This is a genomic window from Actinomadura barringtoniae (assembly GCF_017573505.1).
Lineage (GTDB): Bacteria > Actinomycetota > Actinomycetes > Streptosporangiales > Streptosporangiaceae > Spirillospora > Spirillospora barringtoniae.
Genome location: NZ_JAGEOJ010000027.1, coordinates 23,891 through 39,844, shown reverse-complemented (window position 1 = coordinate 39,844; position 15,954 = coordinate 23,891). Strand labels below are relative to the sequence as shown.

The following is a 15,954-nucleotide window of genomic DNA, read 5'->3' as shown; positions in this document are numbered from 1 at the left end:
TCAGGCTGCAAGTCACCAGGTGGCCACTTAGTAGCGTGCACAGGCGGCATTGTCCTCCGCCCTGACGAACGTCGACCGAGGATCTCGCGATCCGTGCAGAGTTCTTGTCCTGTTCCCGAAGTCAGTCGGGGAAGTCGGGCGCCATCTCATCCGAAGTTCCTTGCTCACCCGCTGCATAGAAATGTTTGGTGGATACTTGCTGGCAACCGTGTTGGCTGCACTGGCTCAGCCTGTCCTCGTCGCTCCACAAGCGGCCCGAGTTGCGGAACCGCCATTTAAAACGTCACTTTCCGTCGATTCTGATTCCAAGAGGTGACGGACTACTCAGGAGCCTTGACGTCAATCCTCCGCCGTCACATCCGTCGAACTAGCTCTGCAGCAGATCTGGCGAGGTCGCCTCCAGCGGTGCCTTGAACATCTCGCATCGATAGAGGGAACACGTGTTGTCTGTCTCGCGCCCTGGGCGATCATCCATCCATCGCTCCGGAGGACCTGTAGATCACGCCGCGAGGACGTGGGAACGCGCCATTAGGGTAATGGCGCGGATCCGTGTGGAGAAAAAAGTTCCCGCTCGACCGTGGTCGAGCGGGAACTTTGCGTTGCTGTGAGGGCGTTACTTGGCGGTGGCCTTGTAGACGGCGACCGCGACCGAACCGAAGTTCGGGGTGTTCATCTGGTTGGTGCGGAGGCTGTGGGTGCTGTTGACGCCCACGACGCGGCCGTAGCCCTTCTTGCTCAGGCCGTAGATCCAGGGGCCGCCGCTCGCGCCGTGACCCATGGTGCAGTTGAGGCCCATGCCGATGCTGCCGCCGCCGTAGTTGACCGGGTAGGACCGGCCGGAGCAGTAGCGCAGGAGGTTGTAGTTCGGCAGCTTCTTGCCGGACGGCAGCAGGTCGGCCGGGTAGCCGAAGCTGTAGATGCCGTAGCGGCGGTGCTTGAAGTTGAAGGCGATGCCCTGGCTGCCGGTGGTCCGCTGGATCTGGGCGCGGACTCGGGCGCCGGCGATGTCGTAGCGGAAGTCGCCCTTCTGGGTCCAGCCCTTGAGCGCGACGACGTCCTGGATCGGCCAGGCCTTCTTGTTCTTGGGCAGGTCAGGGATGAAGGCGTAGTGGCTGAGCCAGCCGCCGTTCTTGCCCCGGTTGACGCAGTGGCCGGCGGTGATGAGGGTCCGCTTGTTCTTGGCGGTGACCACCGTGGCCGAGCACAGGGAGTACCAGGTGCCCTGGCTGTCCACGTGGTCGACGGCGATGAGGCGGCCGATGGTGCGCGCCGGCGGACGGCCGTGCTTGGTCCAGACGCGGGTGTTCACGACGGCCTGAGTCGAGGCCTTCGTGTTGGCGGCGGACGTCGAGGCGTCGGGCGAGGTGCCCTCGATGTCGATCTCGGGGGCGGCGTTGGCGGCCGCGGCCGGCTCCGAGGTGGGGGCCACCTCGGAGGCAGGCATGTCCTTCGGCTTGGTGGCGAGAGCCGCCTTGATGCGGGCGGGCGTCCAGAAAGCCTGCACCGAAGCCGCCGACGCGCCTTCGCTGTGGACGACTACCTGGGCGTTGGGGTCGGCCGTCTGGGCGGACGCGCCGGTCTTGGCGACCGGCTTGGCCGAGTCGTTGGTGGCCGCGACGGCGATGCCGCCGGCGACCGCGCAGGCGGCCGCAGCCGTGCCCGCGATGACGATACGAGGGGATGAAAGACGCAACGCGCTGCCTTCCGTGGAAGCTGGTTTGAGGGGAGTTCCGAAGGGAAAAGGAAGCAGGTCAGAGACATCTGCGTCAAGAAGAGTATTTAGTGGTGCATGTCTCTCTGGTTGCGATTGTGGTCATTTGTCCGGTATTTGGGCGCGCGCGGCGGCCGGTTCTGGACTGTGAGAAAGTTCCCCCGAACTTTTAGCCCGTTGCCGACGTCTGGATCTCGCCGACGGTGAGGCGCAGGTGGGACGTGGCCGGGAGCGGGCCGAACGCACCGGACGGGGTGTCGCAGGCCCCTGAGCAGGCCCAATTGACGGCGTAGTAGACGGTGGCCGATACGTCGTAGGGGTGCGCGGCCGAACGGGCGTAGCTGTACGAGCACGTTGGGGAGTGCGGAGAGCCCGGTCCCTGGCATGTGACCGAACTCTCACCCATGTTCCAGACGACGCTGGTGGGTCGGCCGGTCATGGTGACCGTCTGGCCGTCTACCGAGACGGCTGCGGTGGACGGGTGCCAGGTTGATCTTTCGAGCCAGAGGAACGTTCTCAGGCGGACCCAGGTGCGGGGTGATGGGCTCGTGTGGGGGCGCGGGGCGGGGAGCATCATCGCGTCGCGGGCCATCTGGACCACGTCGGCGGTGCTGGCCTTAGGGGTTTCGGGGAGCGTGATGCAGTGGTCGGCGCCTCCTGTGGGGGCGCACATGGGCTTCACGTCGAGGCTGTTGTCGGGGGGCGAAGCGCCGCCGCCTCCGTGAGTTGAGCCATGGGCCGAGCCTTGGGTGTGGCTAGCGGCGCCGATGCCGCACAGCCAGCCGTTGGAGTGCTGAGAGCAGTTGGCGTCGGCTTTGGCGGGGACTGGGATCGCTACTAGGGCGGCGGTCAGGAGGAGCGCCCTCAGCACCTGGGGTCCTTGGGGTAGGTGATCTTGTTGACCTTCCAGGTGCCCTCAGTGGCCGTCAGGCTGACGTACAGGAGGTAGCGGCGGGGGCGGGGCGGTTTGCCCACGCGGGCGCCTGAGCGTTGTTTGTACGTCCATAGCCCGGATGTGGTGGCGCAGTCGATGATTTCGGCGCTTTTAGCGCTGAGGGTGGCCACGTGGGGGTGCGGGATGGTGTGGCTGCGCTGGATCACGCCCGCGCGGCGGTTGGCGCGGACGAGGCGGGTCAGGCGGGCTGCTTCGGGGCCTGTGGCGGCGCTGGAGATCTGGCTTGGATCGTTGGTCTCCAGGACCGATTCGAAGACCTGGTGGAAGCGGCGGTAGGCGGCCAGGACCGTGGCATGAGAAGGGGTTGCCGCCCAGGTCGCGGCCTCGCCTCTGGGGCCGTACGTGCCGCTCGGGCTGAAGCCGCCGGACGCGCCTGCCGGTGCGCAGGCTGCTGCGCAAGCCGATAGCAGGAGGGTCATCGCCAGGATGCGGAGCCGGGGCACGCCAGAACGGTAGTGACCGGACGGTGACGCTTAGTGGGGATCGGGGATACGTCCAGTTTCGTTCAGACCTGGCGGTTCAGAGCTGGCGGTTCAGAGCTGGCCGTTCGGGCGATGGCATCAGACCCTGCCGATCAGGGCTTCCAGGTTGAGCCCCAGGAGCATGTCCATGTGGATGAAGGTTTCCAGCTTCGTGCCGGGGGCCAGGCCCGGGTCGGCCGCCAGGCGGTCTAGGACGGCTAGGGCCTTGGGGGAATCCAGGTCGCCGGCCAGGGCCTCTTCAGCTTCGGCTGCGTATGAACGATCCATGGGGCGGCCGGGGGAGTTGGCCCACTCGGCGACCTGGTGACGCCAGGCGTCGAGGCGTTCGGCGGCCTTGGCGTGGGTCTCGGGGGTGAGGTGGAGGCGGTCGCGGTAGTGGGTGTCGAGGATGGCCAGCCGTACGGCCAGGGAGTCCTTGGCCGCTTGCCAGCTGCCGGTCTCGTGGGGGATGTCCATGCGGCGGCCTTCGGTGGGGCCGGCGGCGCCCTCGGGGCAGACGTAGACGTCGGCGTCCGGGGTGGGGTCGTCAGGGTCCAGTACGGCGAAGGGACGGATTCCGTAGTCGTCCCAGGCCGTGTCGGTCGCGGCGAAATAGGGGGCGCTGGTCACGCGGGAACGGCGCCCTCCGCGGTCGGCCACTCGTTGGAGGAGGTCGGCGACTATGAGTGCGCGATGACCCGCGCCGTTGAGCACGTGGATGCGCAGTACGCGAGGGAGTTCTTCGGCCTGTCCGGTGCGATGGTCGTACAGCCGCAGCATGCGCCCCAGCCTAAGCGGTGTCCGCCTTACGTACGGCAGCGAAACGCAGCCGCACGTAGTCGGCGACCCAGCCCGACTCGCGGCGCAGGGCCGGGGCTGCCAGGTCGTTGATGCGCCCTAGTAGGGGCTCGATGAGTTCGGGGGGAACGTCGGCCAAGGCGTTGGCCGCGTAGGTGCGAACCCAGTCGGCGGCACCGTTCGGGCCCTCGTTCATACGCGTGGGGCGTTCGGCGTACTCGAGGAGCCGCACCGTGAAGCCGCCCTCCTCGAGACGCGCGGTGTACTCCGCGGGGGAGGGGAAGTACCAGGGGAGTTCCGGCTCGCCCATGCCGAAGACGCGCCACGCGGTCTGCATGGCGGCGATCAGTTCGGCGCAGTTGCCGGCGCCGCCGAGTTCGCCGACGAAGCGCCCGCCGGGGCGGAGCGCGGCGTGGACCTGGCGGATCACCGCGGCGGGGTCGCGGGTCATCCAGTGCAGGGCGGCGTTGGAGGCCACCGCGTCGAACGACTCGCTGGTGGTGAAGTCATGCGCGTCGCCCACGGCGAAGGACAGCCCCGGGTGCTGCGCGGTCGCCTGGGCGATCATCTCCTTGGAGCCGTCGATGCCCAGCACCTCGGCCCCGCGCTCGGCGATCTCCGCGCTGAACGCCCCGGTGCCGCACCCGAGGTCGATGACCCTTTCCCCGGGCTGTGGATCGAGCAGGTCGATCAGCGGGGCGCCGTGCGCGGAGACGTACCCGAAGGCGGAGTCGTACGTCGTCACGGCCCAATTCACTGTCGTAATTTATCCGACAAAGCCGAGAGGTGAACGACGGACGCCCGCCCGGGAGCGGCACGGTGATCTGTCTCACCCGATGCGGAGCGGTACGCCTACCCGTCGTAGTGTCGTGGCATGGGTGAGTCGGCCGAGGTCCGGATCGTGGGTGTGGAACGTGACGACGGCCTTGTGCTGCGCAGCAGCGGGCTTTCCGCGCGAGACCTGCCTGAGCTGCGGGTAATTGCGTTGCCGCCGTATCTGGGGCAAGGGTGGGCCCAGATCCTCGGACTCCTCGCCCAGCGCGTCGCCGCATCCGGCCATATCCCCGATGAGGTGGACCTGGGACCCGGCGGCGTGGTTCGCCTCGTTCAGGAGGAAGGCCACCTCACCCCGCTGCCACCGCACGGTTTCAAGGGGTCACTGGACGACTGGCGCCGCGACCTTTTGACCCACCTCTTCCCCGCCGCCACGACCTGAGGGGCCGGGTCTGGGGGCCGCGTTGAGGGTCCCCGCGTTGAGGGTCCCCCGTCTGCCCTGGTGCCGCGTGTTCCTAGAATCTGGTTCTACACAGGCGCGCGCGAGGAGGATGTCAGGTGTCGTATACCGAGATCGAGTACGAGGTTCGGGACGGGATCGCCACGATCACGCTGAACCGGCCCCATCGGATGAACGCCTACACCTACACGATGCGCAACGAGATGCTGGACGCGTTCGAGCGCATCGACGCCGACGACGATGTGCGGGTGGTCGTGGTGACGGGCGCGGGCAAGGCGTTCTGCGCGGGCGCCGACCTCGGGGGCGGCGGCGACACCTTCAACAAGGAGAAGTCGCACGACATGTACGCGGGGGCGGACGACGTCTTCGAGGACGGGACGCCGCGCGACGGCGGCGGCACGGTCGCGCTGCGGATCGCGCGCTGCCTCAAGCCGGTCATCGGCGCGTTCAACGGCGCGGCGGTCGGCGTGGGCGTCACCATGACGCTGCCCATGGACGTACGGCTGGCCAGCGAGAAGGCCAAGTTCGGCTTCGTGTTCGCGCGGCGCGGCATCGTGACCGAGGCGGCGTCGAGCTGGTTCCTGCCGCGGCTGGTCGGGATCGCCCAGGCGATGGAGTGGGCGGCGACCGGCCGCGTCTTCGACGCACAGGAGGCGCTGGCGGGCCGGCTGGTGTCGCGGGTGTACGCGCCGGACGAGTTGCTCCCGGCGGCGTACGAGCTGGCCCGCGAGATCGCCGACAACACCTCGGCGGTGTCGGTGGCCGCCATCCGCCGCCTCATGTGGTCGGGGCTGTCGGCTCCGTCGCCGTGGGACGCGCACGCCGCCGACTCGCGGCTCATGGCGGCCATGGGCGGTGCGCCCGACGCCAATGAGGGCGTGACGTCGTTCCTTGAGAAGCGCGACGCGAAATTCCCCATGCGGGTCAGCACCGACCTTCCGGAACAGGTCCCGGACTGGCCCGTTCGCTGACTCCTGCGAATTTCGGTCGACTTGGCGGACTCCACAGACTCAGCCGACTTCGCTGACTCGGCCGACTTCGCTGACTCAGCCGACTTCGCAGATACAGCCGACTTCGCTGAATCTGTTGGACTTCGCGGACGCATTGCCTTGTGGCGGGACGGCCCTTGCACATGTGGCGGTCCCGCCACAACAGGCATGTGTGTGACTAGGACGGCGGAGGGTATGTAGGCGCCACGGGACACGTTCGGGGGTACGTGGTGCGAACCAGCTATTCCATTGCAGTTGCCGCAGCCGGTGTCATGTTGGCCGCTTCTGCATGCAGCCATTCGGCAGGTGGAGCCGCTCGTTCCGCACGGCAAATGGCCGCGAGGCCGCCCGCGTCCAACCCGAAGCACACGCAGACGCCCGCTTCGCAGGTCGACTGCACCAAGGCCAAGTGCGTGGCGCTGACGTTCGACGACGGGCCGGGCGAGTACACCGGAAAGCTGCTCGACGACCTGCGCGAGGCGGGTGCGCACGCCACGTTCTTCATGCTCGGCGAGAACGTGAAGGGCCACGAGGTGCTGCTGAAGCGGATGGTCGCCGAGGGGCACGAGTTGGGCAACCACAGCTGGTCGCATCCGCAGCTGACCTCGCTGTCGTCCGGGGCCGTGCGGTCGCAGGTGCGGCGCACCAGCCACGTCATCGAGGCGGCGTCCGGCGTGCGGCCGACGCTGTTCCGGCCGCCGTACGGGGCGACCGACAAGCGCGTGGGGCATGCCGTCGGGATGCCGGAGATCCTGTGGAGCGTCGACACGCTCGACTGGGAGTACCGCAACGTCGCCCGCAATGTCCGGGTCGGCACGCACGAGCCGAAGGTCGGCGGCATCGTTCTCTTCCACGACATTCACAAGACGAGCGTCGAGGCGATCCCGCGGGTGCTGCGCGGCCTCAAGAAGCGCGGCTTCACGTTCGCCACGGTGTCGCAGGTGCTCCAGGGGACCAAGCTCAAGCCGGGCCACACCTATCTGGAGAACGTCCCGGTCAAGGCCCACAAGCCCAAGCCGAAGCCGGCCACCACCGCCCCGAACGGCACGCCGCCCGCGGCTCCGAGCGGCGCCCCATCGGCCCCGTCCGGCACGCCGTCGGCCCCGGCCACGACGCCGCCCGCCTCACCGTCGATGCCCCCAACGCCGTCCCTCTCGCCGTCCGTCACCCCCTGAGCCAGGCCGTTCCACCGAGAACGGGCTAGAGCTCCGGAGCGGGCTAGAGCTTCAGAACGGGCTACAGCTCCGGAACGGGCTAGAGCTCCGGAGCGGGCTAGAGCTCCGGAGCGGGCTAGAGCTTCAGAACGGGCTAGAGCTCTAGTTCGGGTTTGAGGCGGGCCATGGACCAGCGGCGTTGCGTTCGTACGATCAGCACCAGCAGGGCCAGGGCCGCCACCAAATACGCGCCGAGGATGCTCGCGTCCCGGACGACATGCGATGGCTCACCGCCTGAGATGGTCGCTCGCAGGGGCGCCACCAGGTAGGTCATCGGGATGACGGAATGGATGGCGCGGAAGGGCTGCGGCAGCGTTTCCACCGGATAGAGGCCGCCGCACGACACCAGTTGCAGAATCAGCAACGCCAGCGCCAACGCGTCTCCCACCGCCCCGAGCGCCAGCCGCAGCACGTGCACGATCGCGCTGAACGAGGCCATCCCGAGCAGCATCAGCCCTACCGTCGCCCCCGCGTTGACCGGTTTCAGGCCCAGCCCCCAGTTGAGGACGGCGAAGAGCACAAGCGCCGAGCAGCCGCCCATGAACATCACGGGCAGCCATGCCGCGAACGCCACTGTTCCCGCCCGCGCCCGGCTGGCCAGGATGCGTCCGGACACCGGCCGCAGCAGCAGGAACGCGACGATCCCGAAAACCCACATCGCGATGGAGATGAAGAACGGGGCGAGGCCGCGCCCATACTTGCCCGCCGGGTGCGCGTTACTTTTGCTCACGTTCACCGGCTCGGCAAGAGTCTTGGCGTACTGCTGCTGATTCGCCTGGTCAATCACAGGAACCTGGTTCTTCGCGGACTTCAGCCCCGACGCCAGTTCGCCCGCACCGTCCTCTAGCTGCGCGTTGCCCGAGTCCAATTTCTGCGCCCCGGCAAGCAGTTCGCCACTGCCGCGATGCAGTGCGTTAGCGCCATTCAGGAGTTTGGCGTTCCCGGCGTCGAGTTCCTTCGCTCCGGCAAGGGCCGACCCTGCTCCCTTGTCCAAAGCCCCAGCCCCGGTAAGCGCGCTCCCGACGCCCTTGTCGACCGTGCGGACGCCGGCCGCGACCGTGGCCCCGCCCTTGTCCAGCTTCTTCAGGCCCGTCACCGCGCCGTTCAGCTTCTTCTGTACGAGGGGAACGTCGCGCTTCTGGAATCTCCGCGCATCCCGGGCGATCGCGTGCGTGGTGTCGTTGACCTTGGCGGCCTCCCGCGCGATCCGCTGCGCCCGGGCCGCGATCTCGTCGGCGAGGCGGAGGATCGTGTCCCACACCGGATCGTTGTCCAGTTCGGGGTGCTTGTCCGCGAGCCGATGCAGGCGGCTGACCAGCGTCGCGTCGACGATCTCGGCCGCCTTGAGCGCGCGGGCATAGCCCGGATCGCGGGCGACCTCGGGGAACTCCTCCGCGAGCGCCTTCATCCGCCGCGCGATCGTCCCGTCGAGGTTCTCGATCGCCTCGCGCAGGTCCCGGAAGCGCGGGCTCTTCGCGATCTCCGGGTTGGCCCGTACGACAGAGTGCAGCCAGTCGTCGATCGCCTTGGTCACCTTGGCGATCCGTCCTGAGAGCTGAGCCGCGAGCCCCGTTAGATCGGCCGCGTCGCCGGAAACCGCCACGGCCTTGTCCGCCAGCCCCGGCAGCGCCGCCGACAGGTCCTCGGCGATCGGCACCGCCTCGTCCGTCAGCGTGTGGATGCCCTGCGACAGTTCGGCCGCGCCCGGGGCGAGCCTGCTGGTGCCCGCCTTGAGCTCCCCGAGCCCGCCGGCCAGCGTCCCGGTCCCGCCCTTGAGCTTGCCGAGCCCCGTGACCAGCGCGTCCGTGCCCACCTTGCCCTGCCCGAGCCCGTCCGCCAGCTCGGCCGTTCCCGCGTCCGCCGCCCCGAGCCCCTGAACGAGCTGCCCCGATCCGTCCTTGGCCTCGCCGAGCCCGTCCCGCAGTTCCCCGGCCCCGGACGCGGCATCGGCCAGCCCGTCGTGCAGTTCGCCGAGCTTGCCGAACGCCACCTCGAAGTAGGTGGCGACGGCGGCGGCCGCGACCTGGCGTTCCAGCTCCGACTGAACGGTCTCGGCCATGATCCCGACCAGGAAGTTGTTGGCGTCGTCCAGCCGGATGCTCATCGCGGCCTGCTGGGGAGTGCCGGTCGCGCCGCTGGTGAGCTTGGCGCTGAAGTCACGCGGCACGGTGATCACCGCGTAGTAGCGCCCAGCCTTCAGCCCCTTCGCTGCCTCGTCGCCGTCCGTGAAACGCCAGCCCAGCAGCGGGTTCTTCTTCAGTTCGGAGACCAGATCGGAGCCGGCGGCGACGGTCCGCCCCTCCGCCTTCACCGGGTGATCGTCGTTCACCACGGCCACCGGAACGTCGCTCAGGCGCCCGTACGGATCCCAGTTGGACCACAGGTAGATCCCGCCGTACAGCAGAGGCACGACCAGCAAGAACGCCAGCCCGGCGCGCTGCATCGGCGTCCGGAAGCGCAGCAGCTCGTACACCGCGAGCCTGATCGCCCGCATCAGCGGTCCCCGAGCGCGACGAACACATCGGCCATCCCGTCGGCGGGCGAGGGCTCGGTCGTCGACGCGAGCACCGTCACGCCCGTGTCGGCCGTACGCCGTACGGCGGCCCACAAGTCCTGCTGAGCCGCCCCGTCCGCACCCTCGTCCAGATCGTCCAGCAGAACGACCTCGGGCCGTTCCATCAACGCCAGCGCCAGCGCCAGCCGGGTCGCGTCGGCCGGCTCTAGCTCACCCACCAGCTCCTTGGCCGCCGGCTCCAGCCCGACCAGCTCGCAGGCCTGGCCGAACGTCTTGTCCGCATGCTTTCGGGCCGACCTGCTCAGCGTCAGCCGCCGTTCCCGAACGTGGTCACCGACCCGCAGCTCAGGCTCCAGCTCGGCCGCCCCAGTCGCTCGCGCCACGGCCACCCTCGCCCTGACCTTGGCCGCTGCCCGCGGCAGCGCCAGCCCGCACACGCTCAGGGAGCCGACCGACGGCTTCATCCGCCCGGCCACCGTGAGCAGGAACGACGTCCGCCCAGACCCGCCCGGCCCCGCCACCGCGACCACAGCGCCGCGGCCCGCCTGGAGCGTGACCCCGGAGTAGACCCACCCCCGATATGTCCGTACACCGACGCCATCGGCTTCCACAGCAGCTTCCATAACGACCCCCCTGGGACACCTTGTGGAGGCGCGCAAGGGTGGCGAGCATGGGGCATGCGTCGGCATCGCAGTCATCGCCAAGGCTTTGCCGCGTATTGCCAGACGGGGGCGCGTCATGGAAACGACCGTTGTGAGCCTGCGGCCGCGCTGGCGCACGGCGCTGATAACCCTGCCCGTCCTGGCCGCAGGCCCTCTGCTGCTGGTCATAGGCGTTCAGCAGCCGTCCCTGACCGCCTTCGCCGCCGGTATAGGCCTCACGGGCTATGCCGTACGGAACGCGATGATGGTCCTGCGCGGCTTCACCGAAGTCTGGCCCGACGGCCTCTACAACCAGCTGGCGGCCTATCCGGCCGAGGTCGCCTGGGAACGCGTTGAACGCCTGATAGTGATGCGCACCCTGTTCGGTCGCTACGTCCAGGTCGAAGAGCGCGACGGCCAGCGAATCAGCCTCGCCGCCCCCCGCTCAGGCCTCATCACCCGTACGCCCGACTTCGACGCCCACCTCACCACCATCGGCGCCATGCCAGGCGGCAGCCGCCCGCCGATCCCCGCCCAGCGCACCCAGCCCATCCCAATGATCGTCAGCCAGGCCGTCCTGACGTTCGGCATCTGCGCCGCAGTCCTCACCGCCGTCCTCACTTACTAGCCCCGGCCCACCGGGCTAGCTTCAGCCCGTCCGGCTGGCTGCGGCCCGTGCGGCTGGGTCCCGCTTATCCGGCTAGCTGCGGGCCCGCCCGGTCGGCTCTGGTCCGCACGGGCTAACCCCAGCCCGGTGCGGCTAACCCCAGCCCGCCCGGCTGGCTGCGGCCCGTCCGGCCGACTTCGGCCCGTCCGGCTACCCCCGCTCGTCCGGCTACCCCCGCTCGTCCGGCTACCTCCAGCTCGTCCGGCTGGCTTCGGCCCGTCCGGCCAGGTCCCGCCCGTCCGGCTAGCTGCGCCCGTCCGGCTAGCTCTGGTGCGCCCCGGTCAGCTGCGGTCCGCTCGGTCAGCTGCGGTCCGACCAGTTCCCGCCCGCCCCGGCCAACTCCCGCCCGCCCCGGCCAACTCCCGCCCGCCCCGGCCAACTCCCGCCCGCCCCGGCCAACTCCCGCCCGCCGGGGCAGCTTCGGCTCGCCTGGCTGGCTGGCTGGCCTGCCGTGCCCCTATGGGTGTAGCGGACAGGGCGGGTATCTGGTGGAGGCGCCTGGCTGAGGAGGGCTGGCCGAGGGGCCAGGGCTGGCTTGTTCGTTCGCCCAGGGTTGTAACCGCCCCGAGCGGGGCGGTGGGTGGTGTGGCGGGGCGTGTTTGCGGGGGGCTAGTCCTGCGGGGGGCCGGGGCGGCGGTGTGGGGGTGGGGTCGGGGGAACGACCTTGGCGGCGACCATGATCGACTCGGGGACTTCTACCAGCTCGCCGGTCCGGCGGCGGACGGTGAGCGTTTCCCCGGACCAGGATTCGAGTACGCCGACCACGTCGCTGTACTCTCCGGTAGGCAGGCGTCGCCGCAGCGAGATCCGCTGACCGACGTCGGCTGCGGTGATGCGAACGACCAGCCGCGCGGCGAATCGGCCAGACATGTGATGACCCCCATGTCGAATCGACTGAGCCGGGACGGCCATAATATTCACAGCGAGCTTGGGCTGAGCCGTGGCCAACGGCGGGGCCGGGAAACCGAGAGGAGTCACGAACGTGACCTACGTCATTGCGCAGCCCTGTGTGGATCTGCTCGACAAGGCCTGCATCGAGGAGTGCCCGGTCGACTGCATCTACGAGGGCAAGCGCATGCTCTACATCCACCCGGACGAGTGCGTCGACTGTGGTGCGTGCGAGCCGGTTTGCCCTGTTGAGGCGATCTACTACGAGGACGACACCCCGGAGCAGTGGAAGGACTTCTACAAGGTCAACGTGGAGTTCTTCGACGACCTGGGTTCGCCTGGCGGCGCGTCCAAGGTCGGCAAGATCGACAAGGACCACGCGATCGTCGCCGCGCTGCCCCCGCAGGCGCAGGAAGACTAAGGCGTTCGACGGTTTGACCGACGTCCCGGCCTCCCGGCGGCCCACCGGCCAGGGGCCTGCGCGGGGACCGAGGAGAGTTGTGTGACCTCAAGGCCGTGACCCCGCCCGTACCGGGTTGGTCGCGGCCTTGAGGCTTACCTGAGGAGGAGCACGCCCGTGTTCACGCTGCCGGACTTTCCGTGGGATCGGTTGCAGCCCTACAAGGAGCTGGCCGGGCGGCACCCCGGCGGGATCGTCGACCTGTCCGTCGGAACGCCCGTGGACCCGACCCCGGAGCCGATCCAGGCCGCGCTGGCCGCCGCCGCGAACGCGCCCGGCTACCCGACCACGTACGGTACGCCCGAGCTGCGCGAGTCGATCGCGGGCTGGCTGCGGCGGCGGGCCGGGGTGGTGGGCGCCGACCCGGACGCCGTGCTGCCGGTGATCGGCACCAAGGAGGCCGTCGCCTGGCTGCCGACCCTGCTCGGCGCAGGCGCCGGCGACAAGGTGGTCTTCCCCGAGCTGGCGTACCCGACGTACGACGTGGGCGCGCGGCTGGCCGGGGCGGACTCGGTCGCGACCGACGGCCTGCTGTCTTTGGGGCCGGCCGCTCCCAAGATCGTCTGGGTGAACTCGCCGTCCAATCCCACCGGGAAGGTGCTGCCCGCCGAACACCTGCGCAAGGTGGTCGCCTGGGCGCGCGAACGCGGCTCGATCGTGATCAGCGACGAGTGCTACCTGGAGTTCGGCTGGGACGCCAAGCCTGTCTCGATCCTGGACCCGGAGGTCTGCGAGGGCTCTCACGAGGGCCTGCTCGCGCTCAACTCCCTGTCCAAGCGTTCCAACCTGGCCGGATACCGCGCCGGCTTCATCACCGGCGATCTTGCTCTGGTGAAACGCCTCCTCGAGGTCCGCAAGCACGCCGGAATGATCGTCCCCGCTCCGGTGCAGGCCGCAATGATCGCCGCGTTCGATGACGACGCTCATGTCGATGAGCAGCGTGAACGTTACGCGCGCCGACGTGCTGCGCTGCGAGTCGCGTTCGAACGCCATGGCTTCCGGATCGACCACTCCGAGGCGTCGCTGTACTTGTGGGCCACGCGTGGTGAGTCGTGTTGGGACACCGTCGCTCACCTGGCGGAGCTAGGCATCCTCGTCGGCCCCGGCGAGTTCTACGGCGAGGCCGGCGCCCAGCACGTCCGCATCGCCTTCACCGCCACCGACGAGCGAGTCGAGTCCGGCACCGCTCGCCTGTAGTCGGCGCTGGGGGCGGGGTCCAGGCTGGATCCGGGTCCGGATCCGAGTCCGGGTCCAAGCCGGGCCGGGCCGGGCCGGGCCGGGTCTGGGCCGGGTCTGGGCCGGGTCTGGGCCGGGTCTGGGCCGGGCGGGGGCCGGGCGGGGGCCGAGGGTCGAGGGCCGGGCTGGAGTGGGGTCGGGGCTGGGCGTTTGGTGGGGCTGAGGCTTCTGGTCCGGTGGCGTTGTCGCGGTCGTTGAGTGGTCTTGTGCGGGCTCTTGGCGGCAGCGGTCACCCCTTCCGTGGCGGTCTGCTGCCCGGGTGCGGGTGGGTGTTGGTTGAAGGTCGAAAGGCTCGGCGACGAGGAAGGTGGGGGCGGGCTGGGGGTGCTGGTCGGCTGCGGGCTTGGCGCGGGTTGGGCTTGGTGCTTATGGCGGGTGCGTGGCTGGGTTGGCGTTCGTGCCTGTAGGTCCGGAGCGGGGTTGGGGTTCGTGCTTGGTGGCGCGCTGCGCGCGGATTGAGCGGCATCGGTCACCCCTTCCGTGCCGGTCTGCTGCCCGGCTGCCGGGTGGGGTGTTGGTTGAGGGCCGAAAGGCTCGGCGACGAGGAAGGTGGGGGCGGGGCCGGGTTGGGTTGTTCGGGTGCGGGTCTCACGGGGCTGGGGTTAGATCTTTGGGCGCGCTTCGCGCGGGGGGTGGTGGGTGGTTGGGTTGGCGTTCGTGCCTGTAGGCCCGGAGCGTGGTGCCTCCGGGCCTTGGTCAGGCGGCTAGGGATTGATCGTGATGCCAGGGGTTGGCGCCTGGTTCGGGGGTCGATCTTCGCGCTCGTGCGATCCCGTCGGGCGCCAGCGTCCGGTAGATGTACCGGCCGTCGGTTTTGCTGATCTGTATCTGCTGGGGGTTGGTGTGTTTCCAGCGGTTGTGCCAGCCGCAGCACAGAGTGAGTTTGTCGATGTCGGTGGGGCTTCCCAGTGCCCAGCCGTCGACGTGGTCGACTTCGCACAGGAAACCCGGGACTTCACAGCCGTGCACCGCGCAGGTGTCATACAGGGTCTCCAGTGCCCGGCGTTGGCCAGCGCTGGCGATCCGAACGGTGTGTCCCAGATACAGGGGCACGTGTCCGCGACCGAAGATCAAGGGTGAAACACCGGCGGTCAACGCCAACCGGCGGACCTGCTCGGCGGGGATCGGGGTGCCGTCCCGGAGCCGCCCGGGGGTGTCGGCACCGGCCAGCGTCTCCAGGTCAGCGATGACGGTCACGCGGGTGGCTCCGTGGCCACCGGCGAGCACGGAAGTGAGAGCAGCGGCGGTCCGCTCACCCAGATCACGCCGGTCATCGACCCCGGCGGGCTTGGCCAACGGAGCCAGCGTGCCGTCCAGGATCGCGGTGTCCTCAGGGTTGAGCCACCCCTTCAGATAGCAGCCCCCATCCAGCGACCGGCTCACCGTCACCCACGAACGCTCATAACCCCGCTGCACATCCTCGGGAGGCTTCTCCTCACCGTTGTGCTCACGCACCAGGTCATGGATCTTCCCACCCAGCTTGGCGACCTTCCCCGCCGACAAACCCTCACCAGCCGCAGTCAGGAGGATGTCCTCGGCAGCAGCGGTGTCATCGTCATTGAGACGCTGCACAGCGTCAGCAATGGTGGCCGCGTAACCGAACGACAACTCACCAGCGGCCAGGCCCTTGTCGACGCGGCCGAGCCGGTGAAGTTGCCGGGCCAAGGTGATGCGCTCCTTGGCGCGGCCTTCGCGCATGCCCATCCGGCACCGCAGCCACGCTTGGGTGGAGGGCAGGCCCCAGTGCTTCATCTCGCCGGTCCGGTCGACCACGGCGATCAGCCCGGCCAGCACGTGCTCGGCCTGATCGGTGACCGTGGAGAGTGCTTCAGCCAATTCCATGCAGGCCGTGCCGGACTCGGGCGCAGCCCTATCGGCGAGTTCGGAGAATATGACGGACGCCGCTTCCACCAGTTGCTGGGTGGAAGCGGATTCGGGGCCCGCCACGATCGAACTCATACCGTTATTTTACCATCACTCTTCGCCATTTTCATGATCGAACAGAAATATTCGAAGATTCTTTCGATGGCGCCTTCCCGCGCGAAGCGCGGCTATCAAAGCTTGTAGCTCAACCCCGTGAGACCCGCACTCGAACAACCCAGCCCCCGGCCCCGCCCCTTCCTTCCTCGTCGCTGAGCTTTTCGGCCTTTAGCCAGCACCAACCCGCAGACGGGCACCAGCCAGA

The 15,954-nt window shown here is 68.9% G+C and carries 15 protein-coding genes; 6 read left to right on the top strand and 9 right to left on the bottom strand.

Annotated features, from left to right (window positions below; all coding sequences use genetic code 11):
• Positions 1-613: 613 nt before the first annotated feature.
• From J4573_RS46160 to J4573_RS46140, 5 genes are all read right to left on the bottom strand, one after another.
• Complete coding sequence (locus J4573_RS46160; protein ID WP_208262750.1) at positions 614-1,693, bottom strand: trypsin-like serine peptidase; 1,080 nt, start codon at positions 1,691-1,693, stop codon at positions 614-616.
• 187 nt (positions 1,694-1,880) lie between these two features.
• A complete protein-coding gene (locus J4573_RS46155) occupies positions 1,881-2,582 on the bottom strand; it encodes a hypothetical protein (RefSeq protein ID WP_208262749.1) in 702 nt (233 codons plus the stop codon).
• Positions 2,576-3,109 carry a hypothetical protein gene (locus J4573_RS46150; protein ID WP_208262748.1) on the bottom strand — a complete coding sequence of 178 codons (534 nt, stop codon included), beginning with the start codon at positions 3,107-3,109 and terminating at the stop codon, positions 2,576-2,578. Before J4573_RS46150 ends, J4573_RS46155 begins: the two co-directional genes overlap by 7 nt.
• A 117-nt stretch (positions 3,110-3,226) precedes the next feature.
• Positions 3,227-3,907 carry a hypothetical protein gene (locus J4573_RS46145; protein WP_208262747.1) on the bottom strand — a complete coding sequence of 227 codons (681 nt, stop codon included), beginning with the start codon at positions 3,905-3,907 and terminating at the stop codon, positions 3,227-3,229.
• Positions 3,908-3,917: 10 nt separating this feature from the next.
• Positions 3,918-4,670, bottom strand: coding sequence for a class I SAM-dependent methyltransferase (locus J4573_RS46140; RefSeq protein WP_307797458.1), 753 nt, complete (start codon positions 4,668-4,670; stop codon positions 3,918-3,920).
• 129 nt (positions 4,671-4,799) lie between these two features.
• On the opposite strand from J4573_RS46140, the gene J4573_RS46135 reads away from it, so the two are divergent.
• The 3 genes from J4573_RS46135 (at position 4,800) to J4573_RS46125 (ending at position 7,323) form a co-directional block, all read left to right on the top strand.
• Positions 4,800-5,141, top strand: a complete 342-nt coding sequence (locus J4573_RS46135) for a hypothetical protein (RefSeq protein ID WP_208262745.1) — start codon at positions 4,800-4,802, stop codon at positions 5,139-5,141.
• Between the two features lie 116 nt (positions 5,142-5,257).
• Positions 5,258-6,130, top strand: a complete 873-nt coding sequence (locus tag J4573_RS46130; protein ID WP_208262744.1) for an enoyl-CoA hydratase-related protein — start codon at positions 5,258-5,260, stop codon at positions 6,128-6,130.
• A 350-nt stretch (positions 6,131-6,480) separates the two neighbouring features.
• The gene (locus J4573_RS46125; RefSeq protein WP_243774680.1) at positions 6,481-7,323 is read left to right on the top strand and encodes a polysaccharide deacetylase family protein; all 843 of its coding nucleotides are present in this window, start codon (positions 6,481-6,483) and stop codon (positions 7,321-7,323) included.
• Positions 7,324-7,456: 133 nt separating this feature from the next.
• On the opposite strand, the gene J4573_RS46120 is transcribed toward J4573_RS46125, so the two are convergent.
• On the bottom strand, positions 7,457-9,856 hold the full coding sequence (locus tag J4573_RS46120; RefSeq protein WP_208262742.1) for a YhgE/Pip family protein: 2,400 nt from the start codon (positions 9,854-9,856) through the stop codon (positions 7,457-7,459).
• Positions 9,856-10,488 (bottom strand): ATP-binding cassette domain-containing protein, encoded by a 633-nt coding sequence (locus J4573_RS46115; RefSeq protein WP_208262741.1) that lies wholly within the window; start codon positions 10,486-10,488, stop codon positions 9,856-9,858. Before J4573_RS46115 ends, J4573_RS46120 begins: the two co-directional genes overlap by 1 nt.
• A gap of 127 nt (positions 10,489-10,615) precedes the next feature.
• Here J4573_RS46115 and J4573_RS46110 point away from each other — a divergent pair, with 127 nt between their 5' ends.
• Positions 10,616-11,146, top strand: a complete 531-nt coding sequence (locus tag J4573_RS46110; protein ID WP_208262740.1) for a hypothetical protein — start codon at positions 10,616-10,618, stop codon at positions 11,144-11,146.
• Positions 11,147-11,794: 648 nt separating this feature from the next.
• Here the strand turns inward: J4573_RS46110 and J4573_RS46105 are convergent.
• Positions 11,795-12,055, bottom strand: coding sequence for a putative acetyltransferase (locus tag J4573_RS46105; protein WP_208262739.1), 261 nt, complete (start codon positions 12,053-12,055; stop codon positions 11,795-11,797).
• A 112-nt stretch (positions 12,056-12,167) separates the two neighbouring features.
• Between J4573_RS46105 and fdxA the strand changes: the two genes are divergently transcribed.
• Together fdxA and dapC are read left to right on the top strand one after the other, a co-directional pair.
• A complete protein-coding gene (gene fdxA, locus J4573_RS46100; protein ID WP_208262738.1) occupies positions 12,168-12,494 on the top strand; it encodes a ferredoxin in 327 nt (108 codons plus the stop codon).
• A gap of 156 nt (positions 12,495-12,650) precedes the next feature.
• Positions 12,651-13,730: a succinyldiaminopimelate transaminase gene (gene dapC, locus J4573_RS46095; protein ID WP_208262737.1), complete on the top strand. Its 1,080-nt coding sequence runs from the start codon at positions 12,651-12,653 to the stop codon at positions 13,728-13,730.
• 735 nt (positions 13,731-14,465) lie between these two features.
• On the opposite strand, the gene J4573_RS46090 is transcribed toward dapC, so the two are convergent.
• The gene (locus J4573_RS46090; RefSeq protein WP_208262736.1) at positions 14,466-15,728 is read right to left on the bottom strand and encodes an HNH endonuclease signature motif containing protein; all 1,263 of its coding nucleotides are present in this window, start codon (positions 15,726-15,728) and stop codon (positions 14,466-14,468) included.
• Between the last annotated feature and the right edge of the window lie 226 nt (positions 15,729-15,954).

What these genes read in the sequence shown, in the direction of transcription:
- J4573_RS46145 (WP_208262747.1), bottom strand. Translation starts at nt 3,907, where the DNA reads ATGCTGCGGCTGTACGACCATCGCACCGGACAGGCCGAAGAACTCCCT.
- J4573_RS46135 (WP_208262745.1), top strand. Translation starts at nt 4,800, where the DNA reads ATGGGTGAGTCGGCCGAGGTCCGGATCGTGGGTGTGGAACGTGACGAC.
- J4573_RS46125 (WP_243774680.1), top strand. Translation starts at nt 6,481, where the DNA reads ATGGCCGCGAGGCCGCCCGCGTCCAACCCGAAGCACACGCAGACGCCC.
- J4573_RS46120 (WP_208262742.1), bottom strand. Translation starts at nt 9,856, where the DNA reads ATGCGGGCGATCAGGCTCGCGGTGTACGAGCTGCTGCGCTTCCGGACG.
- J4573_RS46110 (WP_208262740.1), top strand. Translation starts at nt 10,616, where the DNA reads ATGGAAACGACCGTTGTGAGCCTGCGGCCGCGCTGGCGCACGGCGCTG.
- J4573_RS46105 (WP_208262739.1), bottom strand. Translation starts at nt 12,055, where the DNA reads ATGTCTGGCCGATTCGCCGCGCGGCTGGTCGTTCGCATCACCGCAGCC.
- J4573_RS46090 (WP_208262736.1), bottom strand. Translation starts at nt 15,728, where the DNA reads ATGAGTTCGATCGTGGCGGGCCCCGAATCCGCTTCCACCCAGCAACTG.